We start from the raw sequence: 17,221 nt of genomic DNA, 5'->3' as shown, positions 1-17,221 counted from the left end.
TTAATTCATCAATAAAATTTTAAAGCTTTTTAAAGATTAAGAATTTTAAATCTAATTTTATACTTAAATATTTTGATATTTTAAAGGTAACAAGGCTAAAAATGTTTACGATATTTTTGAAGAATATGATATTAATTTATATTTTATGTATAACTTGCTCTGCATTTTCTGCTCCAGAAAGAGAGGTTTTAGCTTGTTGGGATGTGGCGAATAGACCGCCTTTTACATATTCGGATCCTGCTGAGCCAAATTTGAGTAAAGGTTTTGTAATTGATTTAATAGAAGAAATTGCTAAACGAAAAAATTTTAAGCTCGTTATTGAAGGTTTGCCTTGGAATAGATGTTTGGATTTAACCAAAAAGGGAGTTTATCAAATCGTATTGGGTGCGACTGAAAACAGTGAAAGACGAATAGATTATTTATATTCAGAACGCATTTTTTCAACGAATACTGTATTATATTATAATAAGAGTAAATACCCTCACAAACCAATTATTCGAAATAATAAAGATTTAGATGCATATACTTATTGTGGTCGATTTGCTAGAAACTATTCAGACCTTAGTTTTAAAAATAATATTTTAATTTATGCAAGAGATGAGCAACAATTATTCAAATTGTTAAGAGCAAAACGATGCGACTTTATACTTGGGGAAAAGGAATTTTTTGCAATCCAAAAGAAAACTGGAATTTTAGATTTTTCTGGGCTTGAAGAATTAGAAATAGTTGGGCAAAAACCAAAGAAATACTTTTTTTAATTGCAAAAAAGAAAGAAGGAAAAATAAATAATAATTATGGGATTAAGCTTCTCGAGAAAGTTCATAGCGGTTTGTTAGAATTAAAGGAGAATGGTATATTACATAACCTCAAAAATAAATGGGGTATTCAAGATAATTAGTTTAATTTTTAACTTTATTAAAACATATATTATATAAAAATTTAAACTTAAATATAATTAAATTTATAAATTACTTTAAAAGTTTTCAGAGATACGTTCAATTATAATCTTATATTCGCTTGTACGCTTATATGATTCTAATGCATCTCTCACTTTGTTAATTAAATCTGGTGAGGTTTTTGAAGTCGTTCCAATGTATTTTTGTTGGATAGATACACGATTTCCGATAACAAAATCATTTTTTGTTAATTTTTCCTCTTTAGCAAGATTTTTGATTGCATAATATGCAACTAACTCAATTGTAAACCATGTATCAATTCTTTTATGTACGAGTTTTTTAAAGTTTCTGATATCTATAGGCACTTCTTCAATTTTATCAAGATTAAGTCCATTCTCAGGTCTTTTAAGGATAGCACTATAAGAAGATGAAGCGAGTACTCCGATTGTTGAGTTTTTCGCTTCGAGTATTGAATTTATTCTTTTTCCATTTTTCAAAGTAATAAATGTTGTATAAGCACCATAAATTTTGGAGACCCATACAAATTTTTCTTCTCTTTCAGGAATTCTCGTTAAAGCTATTATAAATGTTTTACTATCAATATTATCTAATGCTTCTTTGTATGCGCGAGTCCATGGACGCCATTCGATGTTAATTTTAATATTCTTTGCTTTTAAGGCATTTGCAATAATACTCCCACCTAATCCTCCTAAAGTGTGTTCTGGAGTTTCTTCTACCTCGCCTGTAAAACTTGAATCGGCGACTAAGGTGATTTCTGTACAAAACCCCATTTGAAAGGAAAGAAATATAAGTAAAATAGTGACTTTACAAATTTTTTGAAGCATCCTAGATACCGCCACCGTTGAAATTGCTTATATTGATAATATCAAATATTTCAGCACATGATCTTTTGAAGCAGGTGTCAAATGAATGAAAGCAAGTTTATTTGAAATAACTAATTCGACGCTGCCCATATAATTTTTAGTGGAATTTTATTCCATAGTTTTCAAATATTTATAAAAAAAGTTGACACCACTAAATAAGAAAATATTTTAAGAACTTTGCATATCTATAGAGGAGTTTAAGCTGAGAATATTCACTGAAAAGTTCTTGCCACTAACTGTTTATAAAGAACTCAGAGTAGGATGCATGGAAAGAGTGCCCACCACATCTTTTTAAAAGGTCTAAAAAATAGTTAAATATTCTCTTTGAATAATTAACTATCTATTGAATTTATTTATTTCATCAATAATAAATGTTTCTTCTTGTATAATTGACAAATGTGTTGCTGAATTTGCATGAACAATTTTAAATTGATTTCTACTCGATAGAATGCTTGGTATATTATTTTCTTTTAAATTTAATAAATACTCTAAATACAAATCTAATTTTCTATTTCCAGAATTTCCTTTATTTTTCATCGCTTTAAATAAGAGAACTTTTGAAAATTTTAAAGTTGAGCTTATTTTTTGATCTAAGAATTTATTTTCTATATCATAATTCTCAACTACTTTATCAAAGTCTTTCTTTATAAATTCATGCTCTGCGTATTCCATAAATACATCTAAACTAAGTTTATTATCGATAATATATTTATCATAACAAAATGAATCTAGTAAATAAACATATATATTTTTTTCTCCTCTTTTTTCTAAAATACTTGCAATTTCGAGAGAAATATATCCACCTAGTGACCAACCGAATAAATGATATGTTTTCTGTTTACTTTTTTCCATTACTTTTTGTATCTTACTAAGATAATATTCGGCTAATACATATAGATCTTCAATTTTATTTTCATGGTGAATATTGAAATAATCAACCCCGTAACAATGAAAATCATTACTCATAGTCCTTGCTAATTCAGCATACACTTCACAACCAGCTCTGGCAGGATGCACCATAAAAAGTTCAGGTTTATGTATGGATTTATTTAGTTGAATTATAGCTTGATAACTATCATTTTCTATATAATCATAATCCATCAATTTTGTATCTACATTATTTAAATGAGATAAATTAATGCAATGCGATATGCTTTCTTGCAAAGACTCCTGAAAGTAGTAAGCCAAATTCTCTGTAAATTCTTTACTAAAACGTGTTTCTATTAAAAAAGAAAGGCAACCATCTATTATACCGCCATTAGCTGTTATATAGTTATTTTTTAAATCAAGTGAATACATAGAAATACCACTTGATTCATTTACGATTTGCCAATTGCTTTGACTTTTCTGCTTTAAATGAGAGCTATTAAATTGTCCAAGGTAGTTAAAGCTAATGTTTGGCAATTTATTTGGATCATAATTATACAATGCTCCAAAGCCAATTCCTTTATTCGGAATTTTTCTTAGATTTACTTTTATATTGTTAATTTGTTTACCAAGATCTTCATTTGCTTCAAAACATGCTGGATACATAGTTGTAAACCAGCCAACAGTTTTTGTTACATCATAACTACTGTCGAATTCTTCCCTACCATGTCCTTCAAGCAAAATGTGATGTGTGGAGATACCCGTTAATTTTTTCAGGGCACCGATGAAACTAGATAGTAAAATATCATTTATTTGAGTTTTATAAATTTTATGACAATCGGTGAGCAACTTTTGTGTTAGCTCTTGATTTAAATTTATTTCCTTTTTATTTTTGATTCCCTCTGGTGACAATAAGTTTTTAATATTTTTTTCTAATGTCAAAGACATATCTTTAAAATTAGACAGGACTTCGTCCCAATAATTTCGTTCACTGAGATGTGATGCCGCATATCCTTCTATATTTTGATACCATTGGCGGTAACTTGTTCCTTTTTTTCCTAAATTTTTATCTTCATACAATGACTGTAAATCTTCAGTTATAATGCGCCAACTTACAGAATCTACGAGCAAATGATGAAGTGCAACAAATATTCTTGCGCTTTTATCATCGAAACCATTTATATAAGCAAAAGAATAAAGAGGGCCTTTTTCAAGACAAAAATTATTTTGCCAACTTGTAAAAATATCATCCAATTTAGAAATAAATTCCTTGCTTCCTTCTTTCTCTTGAATTATTTTTATATCTAAGAATTTAATGTCTACTAACGGTGCATTGATATCATAATATTGAGTCCACTCTTTTTCGCATTTTTTGTAACGGAGCCTGAAAGCATCGTGGTGATCAACCAGTTTATGGATTGATTTCTTCAATTTTTCAAAATTAATTTCCGGAGTTTTTATTAAAAATGAATGATTCCAATGCTCAGGCTTTATAAAGTCATTAGAAAAGAACCACTTTTGAATTGGCATTAAAGGAAAAGAACCAGAAAGTTTTCCCTGTTCACTTTTTTTAGTATGCAATCCATTTTTAGAACTACTTTCTATAAAATTTGCTATTTTAGAAACATTTTTACATTTAAAAATATCTTTTACACTAATATCGACACCCATTTTATTGCGCATATTAACAACAACTTGTATGCTCATAATACTATCGCCACCTAAACTAAAGAAATTATCTTGAATACCAACAGAATTTGTCGGTAAACCTAAAATTTCTTCCCAAATAGCACAAATACCTTTTTCCAGTTCATTTCTTGGCTCAAGATATTTTTCATTTCTCTGGAATTCAGGATCAGGAAGAGTCTTTTTATCGAGTTTTCCGTTTACATTTAAAGGTAATTCACTAAGTTGGACAAAATAACTTGGCACCATATATTCTGGAAGTTTTTCAGATAAGTGATGCTTAATTTCTTCTTCAGAAATTTTATTTTCTGAAACATAGTAACAAACTATTGTTTTATTGTGACTAAAAGAATTTCCCTTATGTTCAAATTCTTTTGCTATAGCAACAGCTTGTTTGATATTTGGAATCCCCAAAAGAGCACTTTCTATTTCTCCAAGTTCAATTCGAAAACCACGAATTTTAACTTGGGAGTCATTACGACCTAAATATTCTAGAGCACCATTGGGTAATAATCTTACTAAATCTCCTGTTTTGTATATGCGAGCATTACACCTTTCGAGTTCTTCTTCTTTTGTTTGAAAGGGATTGCTAAGAAATCTATCTAAAGTTAAATCGTCTCTATTTAAATAACCACGACTGACGCCTACACCACCAACATAAAGTTCTCCAACTGCTCCAATAGGCAAAACATTTAAATTTGAATCTAAAACGTACCCTCTGTCATTTGCTACAAGGGTTCCAACCCAATTTACTTCATTAGAGTTTTCGTATTTGTGTGTATAACAAATTACTGTCGTTTCTGTTGGTCCATAGGCATTCACCACTTTTACGTTTTTATTTAAGTAAGCATTTAATATCTGTTTATTTGTTTTATCACCAGCAACGAGAAGCAACTCTAAGTCTAACAAATTATCTTTATCTAAAAGAGAAGGAGGGAGCATTGCAACTTGAATCTCATTAGTAGTGATATAATTTGATAATAAATAAATATCTTTACGAGTATCATTATTTGAAATAAACAAACAATGCCCATGAAAAATACTTGCACTTAATTCCCATACATGGGCATCAAAGACATAGTTTGCAAATGACAAACAATTAATCAATCTATTACCAAATTCGTGAGAAATAAATTTTCTTTGGCTTTCTATAAGATTCACAACACTATTGTGTTCAACCAAAACGCCTTTTGGCTTGCCTGTTGTTCCTGATGTGTAAATAATATAGGCAAGATCATGACTTGTTGCTTGTGAGTTAAAATTATCATTCTTTTGTAAAAATATGTCTTGTTCCGTTTTCTTAGAATCTACAAAAACAATTTTTAAATCATGCAAAGAACTATTAATCTCATTATTCAAGCTTATTTTGTCATTTATCAGCATATTTTTATATATATCATTTGCGAGTAGCACTTTTGCTTTTGTGTCTTGAAGAATATATTCTATTCTTTCCTTCGGAAATTCAGGATCAATTGGAACATAGGCTCCCCCTGCTTTTAAAACAGCTAGAATGCCGATTAACATATGTTCATTTCGTCCTAAACAAAGAGCAACAAATGTATCAGCTTGTATTATAAAGTTTTCTCTTAAATAATTTGCTAACTGATTAGCTCTTTGGTTTAGCTCTCTATATGTAAGTTTATTTTTGTCACTTACAAGAGCAATATGAAAAGGTGTTCTTTCCACTTGTTCTTCAAATATTTGAGAAATCGTTTTGTTTTTTTGATAAAATACAGCGGGTGTTTTCCAAGCAGAGGATATTTTTTCAAAATGTTCATTGGGCAAATAATTTATTTGATTTAAACAAAATTCTTTATTCAAATTATTGTTATTTAATAAACAGAATTCTTGTAATATTTTATTATATACTGCCAAGTAATTATTTATTGTTTCTTCATGAAATAGCTTTGTGGAATAGTTAAAACATACTAAAAAACTATCTATATTATCATCAATAAAGAGACTCAGATCAAATTTTGCAGGACTGTATAAACTATTTAATATATGGTTACATTCTTGTTTATTACAAAATAAATCAGATTCAAATTTTTTAACTTGTTTTGCATTTAAAGTCTGCATACTAAATAACACTTGGAATAAAGGATGCTTACTTTGATCTCGTGTTGGTAAAATTTCTTCGACTAGTTTTTCAAATGGCAAATCCTGATTTCTTTGTGCTTCAACAACTTCATTTCCTATTCTTCTAATAAAATCTATCAGGCTTATTTCTGGCTCAATGACTACACGTAAAGCAATGGTATTGACAAAGAACCCTATTAAATCTGATATCTGATCGTAATGGCGATTTGAAATAGGCGAGCCTACGATAATATCCTTTTGTCCGCTAAAACAACTTAGCATTAAATAATAGGCTGAAAGGAAAAGACTATAAAGAGATACATCTAGTTTTTTTGCAAGAGTTTTTAATTCATTTGATAAAGCATGGTCAATTTCAAAATAAACATTTTTACCTTCATAACTCACTTGGAGTGGTCTTTGTTTATCGGTATGAAGATCCAAAGTTTCATAACCTATGAATTTATTTTTCCAATATTCAAGCTGCATTTTTAGAATATTGTTTTTAAGATAATCTTTCTGCCAATATGAAAAATCCTTATATTGAATACTTAGCTGTGGTATTTTCTCTTTTAAATTTTGAATATCTATTTTGTTTTCATAGTACTGGTATAAAGTTGTAAGTTCCCTTAGAAAGATTTCAACAGACCATCCATCAAATGCAATATGATGAATAATAATATTTAAATAGTGATCTTGGCTACCACTATTATCGGTTATTGTATATAAGAAAATTCGAATTGGAATTTCTTGGCTTAGATCATAAATATGATTCATCTCTTTTTTTAAGATACTTTTAAATTCTTCTTTTGATTTACATTCAAATTTATAGATTTGAAATAAATACTCACCTTCTGTCAGGGGATATTGATAAGCTATGCCTTGAGAAGTCTCTTTAATCACTGTTCTTAAAATTTCGTGCCTTGAAATAACTTCTTGTAAAGAACGACTTAACGAATCTAAATTTATATTAGAGTTAAGTTGGTACAGCATTGGAACATTATAGCTATTCATGCCTTCGCTTAATTTTTCAATAAACCACAGACGTTCTTGAGCAAATGAAAGACGTTGCTCTTCAATATTAACATTATTTTGTTTTTTTATCTCAACCTTTTTTGCTTTATTGTATCCTGAATTTTTTAATATATTATTAATATTTTTAAATTCTAGTACATCTTGTAAAGAGATATTAATATCTAGTTTTTTGTTCATTTGATTCACAAGTTTAATTGCAGAAATGCTATTGCCACCCAAACTAAAAAAATCATTTTGAATTCCAACTGTTCCCTCTTTCAGCGACAAAATATTTTCCCAGATAGAGCAAATATTTTTTTCAAATTCATTTCGTGGAGCTATATAATTATTTTTCTCTTGAAATTCAGGTTCAGGCAGGGCTTTGTGATTAAGTTTGCCATTAACAGTCAGTGGCAGGTCTTCCAAATGAATAAAAGAGCTTGGTATCATGTAATCAGGAAGCTTTGAAGATAGATAATGAATAATTTCTTCTTCATTAAGCTTATTTTTTGAAAGATAGTAACATACGATAATTTTGTTTTGATTAGATGAATTATCTGTATTTCTAAATTCCTTTGCTATAGCTACGGTCTGCTTGATGCCTTGAAATCCAACAAGAGTATTTTCAATCTCGCCAAGTTCTATACGGTAGCCTCGAATTTTGACTTGATTGTCATTGCGCCCCATATATTCTAGCTCACCATTTTCTAGCCAACGAACTAAGTCACCTGTCTTATAAATTTTCTCAATGTTATTAATTTTTTTATCCTCTTCACTTTGGAAAGGATTATCTATAAATTTTTCTATATTCAATTGTTGTCTATTCAAATAACCTTGAGCGATGCTTATCCCACCGACATGAAGTTCTCCTACAGCTTGAATAGGCATTGCTTTTAAATTTTTATCTAAAACATACATTTTAGATTGTTCAAATGCTTTACCAATGAATGATCTACTTGAATTAAGCATTAACTTAGAATTATTTATTGAATATTTTTTAAGTGTCACTTCACCTGTTTCGGTTGGACCATAGTAATTTAAAAATATTTTATCATTTTTCAGAAATTGGTTTATTAATTTAGGTTCAAGAGATTCTCCGCTGAACATTATTTTATTTAAAGACTTTAATTCATTTAAATTTACTTCCTCAGAAAATATTTTAAACTGTGATGGAACGAAGTGACAAATGCTTATATTATTTTCTTTAATAGATTTTTCTAGCTCATTTATATTGAAAACATTTTCAGTAATAAAGAGTTTTGCACCAGATATTAAAGTACAAAAAATATCTGAAAATGAAACATCAAAAATAATATTAGTTTTAAATAGAAATGAGTCATATTGAGTCATTTCATTTTGTTTTATCATATATAAAATACGAATTACACAACTCTCGTGACCCATCATTACTCCCTTTGGCATCCCTGTGGTGCCGGAAGTATAAATAACATAAGCCAAATTATTTCTGCATAAATTTTCAGATAAATTGCCTTTTTCTTGTTTTAAAACTTGTGAAACTATATTTTTTGAATTTATAGGGATCGTTTTTGTCGGATAAATACTTTCGATACGGGTATTATTTTCTTCATCTAAAAGCACAACACTGGGCTTAGCATCCTTTAAAATATATTGAATGCGATCGATTGGAAGATTTGGTTCAATTGGGATATAGGCTTTACCAAGTTTTAAAATAGCTAAAATAGCAATTATCATTTGTTCACTGCGATTTAGACAAAAAGCAATGAAAGGGCTCTCATTTATTTCATGGTTCATTTTTAAAAAATGAGCTAATTGATTTGCCTTCTCATTAAGAGTTTTATAATTTATTTTTTTATCTTTATAAACTAGTGCTATATTTTCTTTAAATTCAGAAGATTTTTCTTCAAATATTTGAATAATTGTTTTGTTATTTGAAATATAATTTAAGTTACAATTCCAAGTATCTATTATTTTCTTATACTGATCACTATTTAAATAGCAAAGAGATTTTATTTCAATATTTGGAGTATTAGAAATCTGAACTAATATTTCTTTCACTACAGATAATAAGTTTTCTATAATTGATGCACTAAATAATTCACCTGCATATTTAACCTTAAAGCAAAGTGATAAACCTCGCTCATATGCAATTACGCTCAAAGGATAATCAAGTTTTTCAAAAATATCTTGCATTCTTACTTGAATCCTAATTCTATTCTCAAACTCCTTAGGAATCATATTTGGATAATTTTCAAAAACAAAAATGCTTTCGAAAAGTCTTTTCCCATTTTTTTGGATGTCAGTAAGATTAATGTTACTTCTCGTATTTATCTCATTAATTTGCTCTTGAATTTCTTTAATACAATCTATTACTTTTTTATTATTATTAGTATCGTGTTGGACAATAAGAGGTAATGTATTAATAAAAAGACCGACCGAGTTTTCGATTCCATCAACAGGCAGGTTTCTCCCTGATACTGTTGTTCCAACTGTAGTTTGAGAGCTGTTGGAATAAATACTGAGCACCTTATGCCAAGCAAATTGCAGTAAGGCATTTAAATTAACTGAATGATTTTGACATATTTGCTTTAAGGAAAGATACATTTCGCCTTCAATGGAAAAGGAACTTTCCATCGGAAGTTGAATAAAGTTATATTCAGTGCAAGAAAAATTTTGGGCTTTTGCATTATCAGATAACAAATTGCTTAAATCTAAGTTATCCTCTATTTGAGAAACATAATTTTTCCAATAGGTCATATTTTCATTTTTATGTGTACTAAGATATTTTTGTGTCTCACTATACGAGGTATCAGGTGTCGTATCAATAGGCTTATTATCTATTAAATTTAAATACACGGTATGAACATAGTTGAGTAAAATAGAATTACTCCAGCCATCGAGGATAGCGTGATGATTGCTAAATACGCAAGTATAGTTATTTTCTTCAAATTTTAGCAAATAGACTCGACTTAAATTACCATCACCTAAATTAAATTTATGAGTTCTATCTTTTTTTTGTAGCTCATTTAAAAAATTATTTTTTTCACTTTTATTCTGACTTAAATCAATAAAGCTCCATTGAAGTTTTGATTTTTTATCAATAATTTGAACAATTTCTTCTTCCCATGCAAAGCGTAAACGAAGATTTTCATACTTGTGGATAGCATATTCCCATGCTGTTTTTAATTTTTCAACATCTATCTCATTTTCATATTGCCATACTATTTGTTCTATGTAAGCTTCATCTTTTTCACCTTGTTTTAAAGAATGATATACAAATCCCTGTTGCAGACTATTCGCTAAATAAACATTTTCAATTTCTTTATCTTTTTGCAAAAAATCCAAATACTCTTGGCTAAGCACATGATTAATGTCACTACTTGTTAAAAAATTTCTATTTAAACTTTTAATAAAATGAATATGTTCTTCAAGAGATTCTTTAAAAAAGTGAGAGAAATTTTCTGCTGCATTTTTGTTAAACTGAGTCTCTAAAATAAAGAAAAGATTTTCCCCTAAAATTCCTCCATTTGCGCTTATAAAATTGCTATTTAAATTCGATGGATGAACTGCTGTTCCACTCTCTTCGGGTGCAATTTGCCATACGGATTTTTCACTTATATTATCTAATTTACCTAAATAATTAAAGCATATGAGCGGTATAGTATCACTATTGTAGCCATAAAAAGAACCATATCCTATTCCATTATTTGGAATATTTCTAAGTTTTTCTTTAGTTGCAACAATTTGTTGAGCAAAATTATTTTTTTTCTCAAGATGGACTGGGTACATACATGTAAACCAGCCGACAGTTTTTGTAATATCAATATTTTGATCGATTTCCTCTCGACCATGCGCCTCTAGAGCAATGCAATGAGTGGTGTTGCCTGTTAATTTTGTAAGCGCATCAAAAAAACTTGCAACTAAAATATCATTTACTTGTGTGTTATATGCACTGTGACATTCATTTAACAATAGTTTGGTCATATATTTTGATAATTTAAATTCTACCCGATTCCTTTCTTTATTTGAGGCAAGAAATTTAGATAGGCTTTCATTTTGCGATGAAGATATCTCTTTGATATCTGCATGAACTTTATCCCAATATATTTTCTCATCTTTATGTGAAAGATGATAATCTTGAATGACATCTACCCATTGCCTATAGCTAGTGCCTTTTTTATGTAAGCTTTTACCTTCATACAATGATTGAAGATCTTCTGTAATAATACGCCAACTTACGACATCGACGAGTAAGTGATGGAGCGCAACAAATATTCTTGCACTGCCGTTTTTAAATCCTTCTACATATCCAAAAGAGTAAAGAGGAGATTTCTCAAGTGAAAATTGGCTTTGCCAGCTTGTAAAAATATCGTTTATTTTATTTAAAAAATTACTACTACTTTCTTCTTCACACAATGTATTTACATCTAAATAATTTATACTGTTGATTGGAAACTCATTTGAATAACTTTGACACCAATACTCATTTTTTTTAGTATAAACGAATCGGAAAGAATCATGTTGCTCAATTAACTTTTCAATAGACTTCTGTAATTTAGCAAAATCTAACTTCGGCGTTTTTATTAAAAATGATTGATTCCAATGATTGCTTTTTGGAAATTTATTTTCAAAGAACCATTTTTGTATTGGTAATAACAACGACTCTCCAACTATTTGTCCTTGTTCACTCTTAAAAGCAAATTTCTCTTTATTATTTAAAGATTCATTTGATAAAAACTGTGCTATTTTTTCAATTCTCTTATATTTAAAAATATCTTTTACACTTAGAATAATTCCGTGTCTATGGCGTAATCTAGCCACAATTTGGATACTAATGATACTATCCCCACCAAGCTTAAAGAAATCATCATGAATTCCAATAGTATTCTTTTCTACTCCTAAGATTTCCTCCCAAATGGAACATATATTTTCTTCAAGAATGTTCCTTGGTGCTACATAGTTTTCTTTGCTTTTAAATTCTACTTCTGGGAGTCTTTTTGTATCTACTTTTCCGTTTGCGTTTAGAGGTAACTCAGGAAGGCATATAAAAAAACTTGGAATCATATAATCAGGAAGATTTTCTGACATATATTGAACTAGATCTTTATCAATAATTTTGTGCTGAGAAACATAGTAGCAAATTAAGGTTTTATTTTGAGTAGAATTTTTATTTTTTTGTTCAAAATCTTTTGCAATAACGACTACATGTTCAATGTCTTGATATCCTAGTAATACATTTTCAACCTCACCCAGTTCAATGCGAAATCCACGGATTTTAACTTGAAAATCATTACGCCCAATGTATTCAATATTTCCATCTGGTAAAAAGCGAGCAAGATCGCCTGTTTTATAAATATAAGAGTTATTTTTAGATTCTATATAGCTATTTATCTGAAATGGATTATTTAAAAATTTTTCCGATGTTAATTCTTTTCTGTTCAAATAACCTCTGGCTAAATTTTCTCCTCCAATATACAATTCTCCAATAGCGCCAATTGGCATTGGATTTAGATTTGTATCTAATATATAAATTTTACTATTTATAATAGGCTTTCCTATGATATTTGCTTCATCAGCACTATTATAAGCATAAATACTTGATTCGACTGTTGCTTCCGTTGGGCCGTAGGCATTTATTACTTTAATATTATTTTTCAAATAGAAATCAAGAATTTCTTTATTTGTCTTGTCTCCTCCAACAACTAATAACTTTAACTTTAAAATATTTTCTTTGTTTAAAAGAACGGGAGGTAAAACAGCAAAATCGATTTTATGTTCAAGTATATAATCTGATAATAAATTAATATCTTTACGAATTTCGTCGGATAAAAGATGCAAACTGTGTCCATGAAAAATACTCGAACATAATTCCCAGACATGTCCATCAAATACATAGTTTGCATACCATAAGCAATTTATGTTTGTATTACCAAAATATGAAGAAACTATTTTGGAGTTTTCATTTGCAAGATTTACAACTCCCTTTTGCTCTATTAAAACCCCTTTTGGTTTACCTGTTGTTCCTGATGTATAAATAATATAAGCCAAATTATTTTCTGTTATTTCGACTAAAGGATTTGAATCTTTTTGGGTGCATAAATTCTCTAATATTTCTTCTGAATCTATTGAAATAATTTCTAACACAGAGGAATCTCTTTTGTTAGAAAGATTGTTTTTGCTAATTTTATTGTCAATGCAATAGTTTAACAAATTTTCTTTATGGATTTTATTTGTCAATAGTATTTTTGCATTTGTATCTTGCATTATATATTGAACTCTTTCTTTAGGAAACTCGGGATCAATAGGAACGTAAGCTCCTCCTGACTTTAAAGTTGCTAAGATCGCAATAAGCATATGCACATTGCGATCTAGTGCAAGAGCAATTAATGTTTCTGGTTTTATTTCAAAATTTTCAATTAAATAATGAGCTAATTGATTTGATTTTTTATTTATTTCACAATATGTGAATGTATGATTTCCGCAAACTAATGCAATATGTAAAGGTGTTCTTTCTACTTGCTCTTCAAATAGTTGAGGTAAATTTTTTTTATTTACTAAATCAACTTTTGTATCATTCCAGTTATTAATAATTTTTTCGTATTCTTCTTCTAAAAATACTTTATATTTTTGAATTGGTTTGAGTAAAAATTCTTCATTATGATCATTTAAAAGATCATCAACTATTTCAGAATAAATATGTTGATAGTTTTTAGAGAAATTCTTAATAAGTTCATCGGATATAATATCATTTTTATAATCTACTCTAAAATTAATTTCTTGACTTGTTGTTTCTAATTCAAAAATGAATTCATTAGTCAAAGCAATATTTGAATTTTCACTAATTGAAGATTTTATTCCATCAAGTTCAAGTAAAATATTCTGAAAATTTGCACTAGAAAATGTAGCTGAATTTAAATTCATTTTAGTATGATTAATAATATCATAAATGGGGAAATAACTATACCTTATTTTATCTTCTTTTAACGACTTAAAAAAAAGCTTACATTGTGAAATAATATCTTCCACTGTATTATAATCTTGCAAATGAAATGGCAAAATATTTATGTTTACGTTTGCGCCAAATATAAGATCAATGCCTTCCTTAATGGCAATTGGATAGGAAATGCAAAATTTTTCTTGCTTAGTGTATTTAAAAAGAGTAATTGCAAAAATAATTTTAGAAAAGAGATAAGGTGTTATTGCATATTTCTTTTTAATTTTGTTTACTTTTAAAACTACTTCCTTGTTCAAAGAAAATTTGATTTCACTTATTCCAAAATACTCTTGTATAGTTTCTTTTTTAACACGTTTTTTATTACTTTTTAATCTAGGATCTTTTAAAAATGATGTATCTAAAGATTCACAATCAAGTAGTTTTTTCTTCCAAAAATTTATATTATTATCTTTATTTTTATCAAGTTCATTTCTTAAACTGTGTGTGAGTTTTTCAATATTTTGATATTGATCAGAAAGACTTAACCCAATAGAATGATTTTCATAGTTATAAAAATTTGAAATTTCGGAATAAATTTGTTGGGTAGAAGCTCCATCAACCAAAGCATGGTGCTTAATATAAATAAATCTATATTTTTTTTCATCTACTTTAAATAAACCATATCTATATAGAGGACCATTTTCAAGATCAAATCCTTCTTCAATAAATTTTTTTACTTCAGAAAAATTTATCACATTTTTAAAATATGATAATTCTGAAATTTCATTATTTTTTACCCAATAGTATTCATCATTATCTTCTTCAATATGCGAGTTGAGAATATAATAATTTGAGATTATTCTTTTTAATGCGATATTTAACCTTAAAATATCCAAATCACCTTCTAGTACTTGATCTAAGACCATATGATAATCAGTGCGAGTTGGATCAAGTTTCCATTCAAAATAAAAAGTTTTTTGAAATGGAGTAAGAAGTATCTTATTATTCATATTTTTTAATTCCTAATGTTTAGAATCCTTGAAAAAAATTTTGATTGATATTTTTTATATACTTATTTTTTCCCAAATGAAAATTTTAAAGCATAATAATTTATTTCTCCTTATAGAGCGAAAAAAATTAAATTTCAAGTAAAATGAACAATTATTGTTCTTATAAAGCAGACTATATTAATAATTAATTTTCTAAGTTTAATTCAAAATTATTTGGTAAGTAACAATAACTATCTCATATGAATATATTGTAGTATAAATTATAAAATATTATTACCAGCTTTATTTTATTTAATAAATAAATCTTAATTAATAAAAGAATGAAAAATATTGAATTTAAATATATGATGATCATTGTATAAAATTTATTTATTTATTTTATATCATAATGTTTTTATATATAATAAATAAATATTATTTTATATTTAAAATTATAAAATTCTGTTGTTTTTAACTGATGAATTAAACCAAGTATTTTTTTACATATCTAAAAAATATACATTATATTTTTTAATTATTTCAAATAAGAAAATTTTTGGTTTTTTTGGATGTATTAAATGAATTAAGTTTATCTCTCTGGTAAAAAAATTAGATATCAATGAATGACATTAATTTTTTTCTAAAGATAGTTTATGTATCGATATAAAAAGATTGAGTTTTAAACAGCCAAAATAAATTAAACCCTTTTAAATACTGCGCTCCCTAAAGTTAAACCGGGGCTCATGCCAATAGCAATCACATATTTGCCTTTTAAATTATCGTCTTTGACAATTCTCTCGAGTACATGAGGTAAAGTGGCGCTTGCCATATTTCCATAATTTTCAAGAACCCAGTAACTATTTTCTACTTGCCAAGGCTTTAAACTTAATTTTTTAGTAATGCCATCTAAAATCTTTGGTCCTCCAGGATGAAGAGCAAAAACAGCATTTTCTTTCATATCATCGTAATTCAACATAGCTTTACTGCATAATTCTTTTAAATAATCATCGATATTTGTTATAACTACATCAGCTAAATGTTTTGACATTACATTATGGAATGAAAAATCATTTATCCAAAATTTTACTATATCAGTCGTATTAGGAAGAATTTTATCAAACGTATACATTAATTTTAATGCATTTTGGCAATTATGTTCATTTTCAAATTCGACTTTATATTTAATTGCACCATCGCCAAATAAACTGTGATTTATAAGCTGTGCCGTATCATTTTGGCTTGGATTATAATGAAGAAAATTTGCTTCTATATGCACAATTTCTGCAGATAATGCCTTACCTTCAGAAAGTAAGCGATAAGATAGTTGTCCAGCAGCTATATTAATGGATGGAAATGCTCCGTAACAACCAGTATGTGAAACTTGAAAAACATTTGTATTTAACCACCCCCTATTTGATAAAAAAGTTTGTACAGGAGATGGAGCTATATAACCTGAGCTAGTCGTAAAGCATAATATATCTGGTCTATAACTTTCTTCGACATAAAACTCGTTGAATAACTTTAAAGAGATTTTTTCGAATACCTCCATTCTTTCTTTTAAATTTGCCCCAAAATGGTGACGATTTGTATTACTTATTACTCTCAAATTAGGATCTTCATTGAGCATATCAGGAATGAAAAAAGCTCTCTTTTTTATTCGATCAGATTTACACATATAGTGTTTTATTTTTTGAAAATTTAAATTTTTGAATTCAATATTTTCTTTATCGTTATTTTCTTTTAAATACGCCTGATATTGTATTGTATTATTCATTTGTGCATAATTATTCTGATCAATTTCGAATTCAGGTCTAATTTTCACAAAACCTTTTAGAAGAATATTATTCTCCATTAAGTCTCCCTTCTATATTTAATTCTTATTTTAGAACTCAGAGA

At 28.0% G+C, this 17,221-nt stretch carries 4 protein-coding genes; 1 reads left to right on the top strand and 3 read right to left on the bottom strand.

Features of this window, described 5'->3' with window-relative positions; genetic code table 11:
* The first annotated feature begins 101 nt into the window (after positions 1-101).
* On the top strand, positions 102-758 hold the full coding sequence (locus H7355_RS01220) for a substrate-binding periplasmic protein (RefSeq protein ID WP_186644145.1): 657 nt from the start codon (positions 102-104) through the stop codon (positions 756-758).
* 215 nt (positions 759-973) lie between these two features.
* Here the strand turns inward: H7355_RS01220 and H7355_RS01215 are convergent, their stop codons facing one another.
* From H7355_RS01215 to H7355_RS01205, 3 genes are all read right to left on the bottom strand, one after another.
* On the bottom strand, positions 974-1,741 hold the full coding sequence (locus H7355_RS01215; RefSeq protein ID WP_186644143.1) for a substrate-binding periplasmic protein: 768 nt from the start codon (positions 1,739-1,741) through the stop codon (positions 974-976).
* Positions 1,742-2,116: 375 nt separating this feature from the next.
* Positions 2,117-15,346, bottom strand: a complete 13,230-nt coding sequence (locus tag H7355_RS01210) for a non-ribosomal peptide synthetase (protein WP_186644141.1) — start codon at positions 15,344-15,346, stop codon at positions 2,117-2,119.
* A gap of 676 nt (positions 15,347-16,022) precedes the next feature.
* Positions 16,023-17,177 (bottom strand): 3-oxoacyl-[acyl-carrier-protein] synthase III C-terminal domain-containing protein, encoded by a 1,155-nt coding sequence (locus tag H7355_RS01205; RefSeq protein WP_186644135.1) that lies wholly within the window; start codon positions 17,175-17,177, stop codon positions 16,023-16,025.
* Between the last annotated feature and the right edge of the window lie 44 nt (positions 17,178-17,221).

The organism is Fluviispira vulneris (genome assembly GCF_014281055.1).
Lineage (GTDB): Bacteria > Bdellovibrionota_B > Oligoflexia > Silvanigrellales > Silvanigrellaceae > Silvanigrella > Silvanigrella vulneris.
The sequence above is the reverse complement of the archived record's forward strand: the minus strand, read 5'-3'. Positions and strand labels throughout refer to the sequence as shown.

Coding starts and splice junctions, on each gene's coding strand:
- H7355_RS01220 (WP_186644145.1), top strand. CDS start 102: ATGTTTACGATATTTTTGAAGAATATGATATTAATTTATATTTTATGT.
- H7355_RS01215 (WP_186644143.1), bottom strand. CDS start 1,741: ATGCTTCAAAAAATTTGTAAAGTCACTATTTTACTTATATTTCTTTCC.
- H7355_RS01210 (WP_186644141.1), bottom strand. CDS start 15,346: ATGAATAATAAGATACTTCTTACTCCATTTCAAAAAACTTTTTATTTT.
- H7355_RS01205 (WP_186644135.1), bottom strand. CDS start 17,177: ATGGAGAATAATATTCTTCTAAAAGGTTTTGTGAAAATTAGACCTGAA.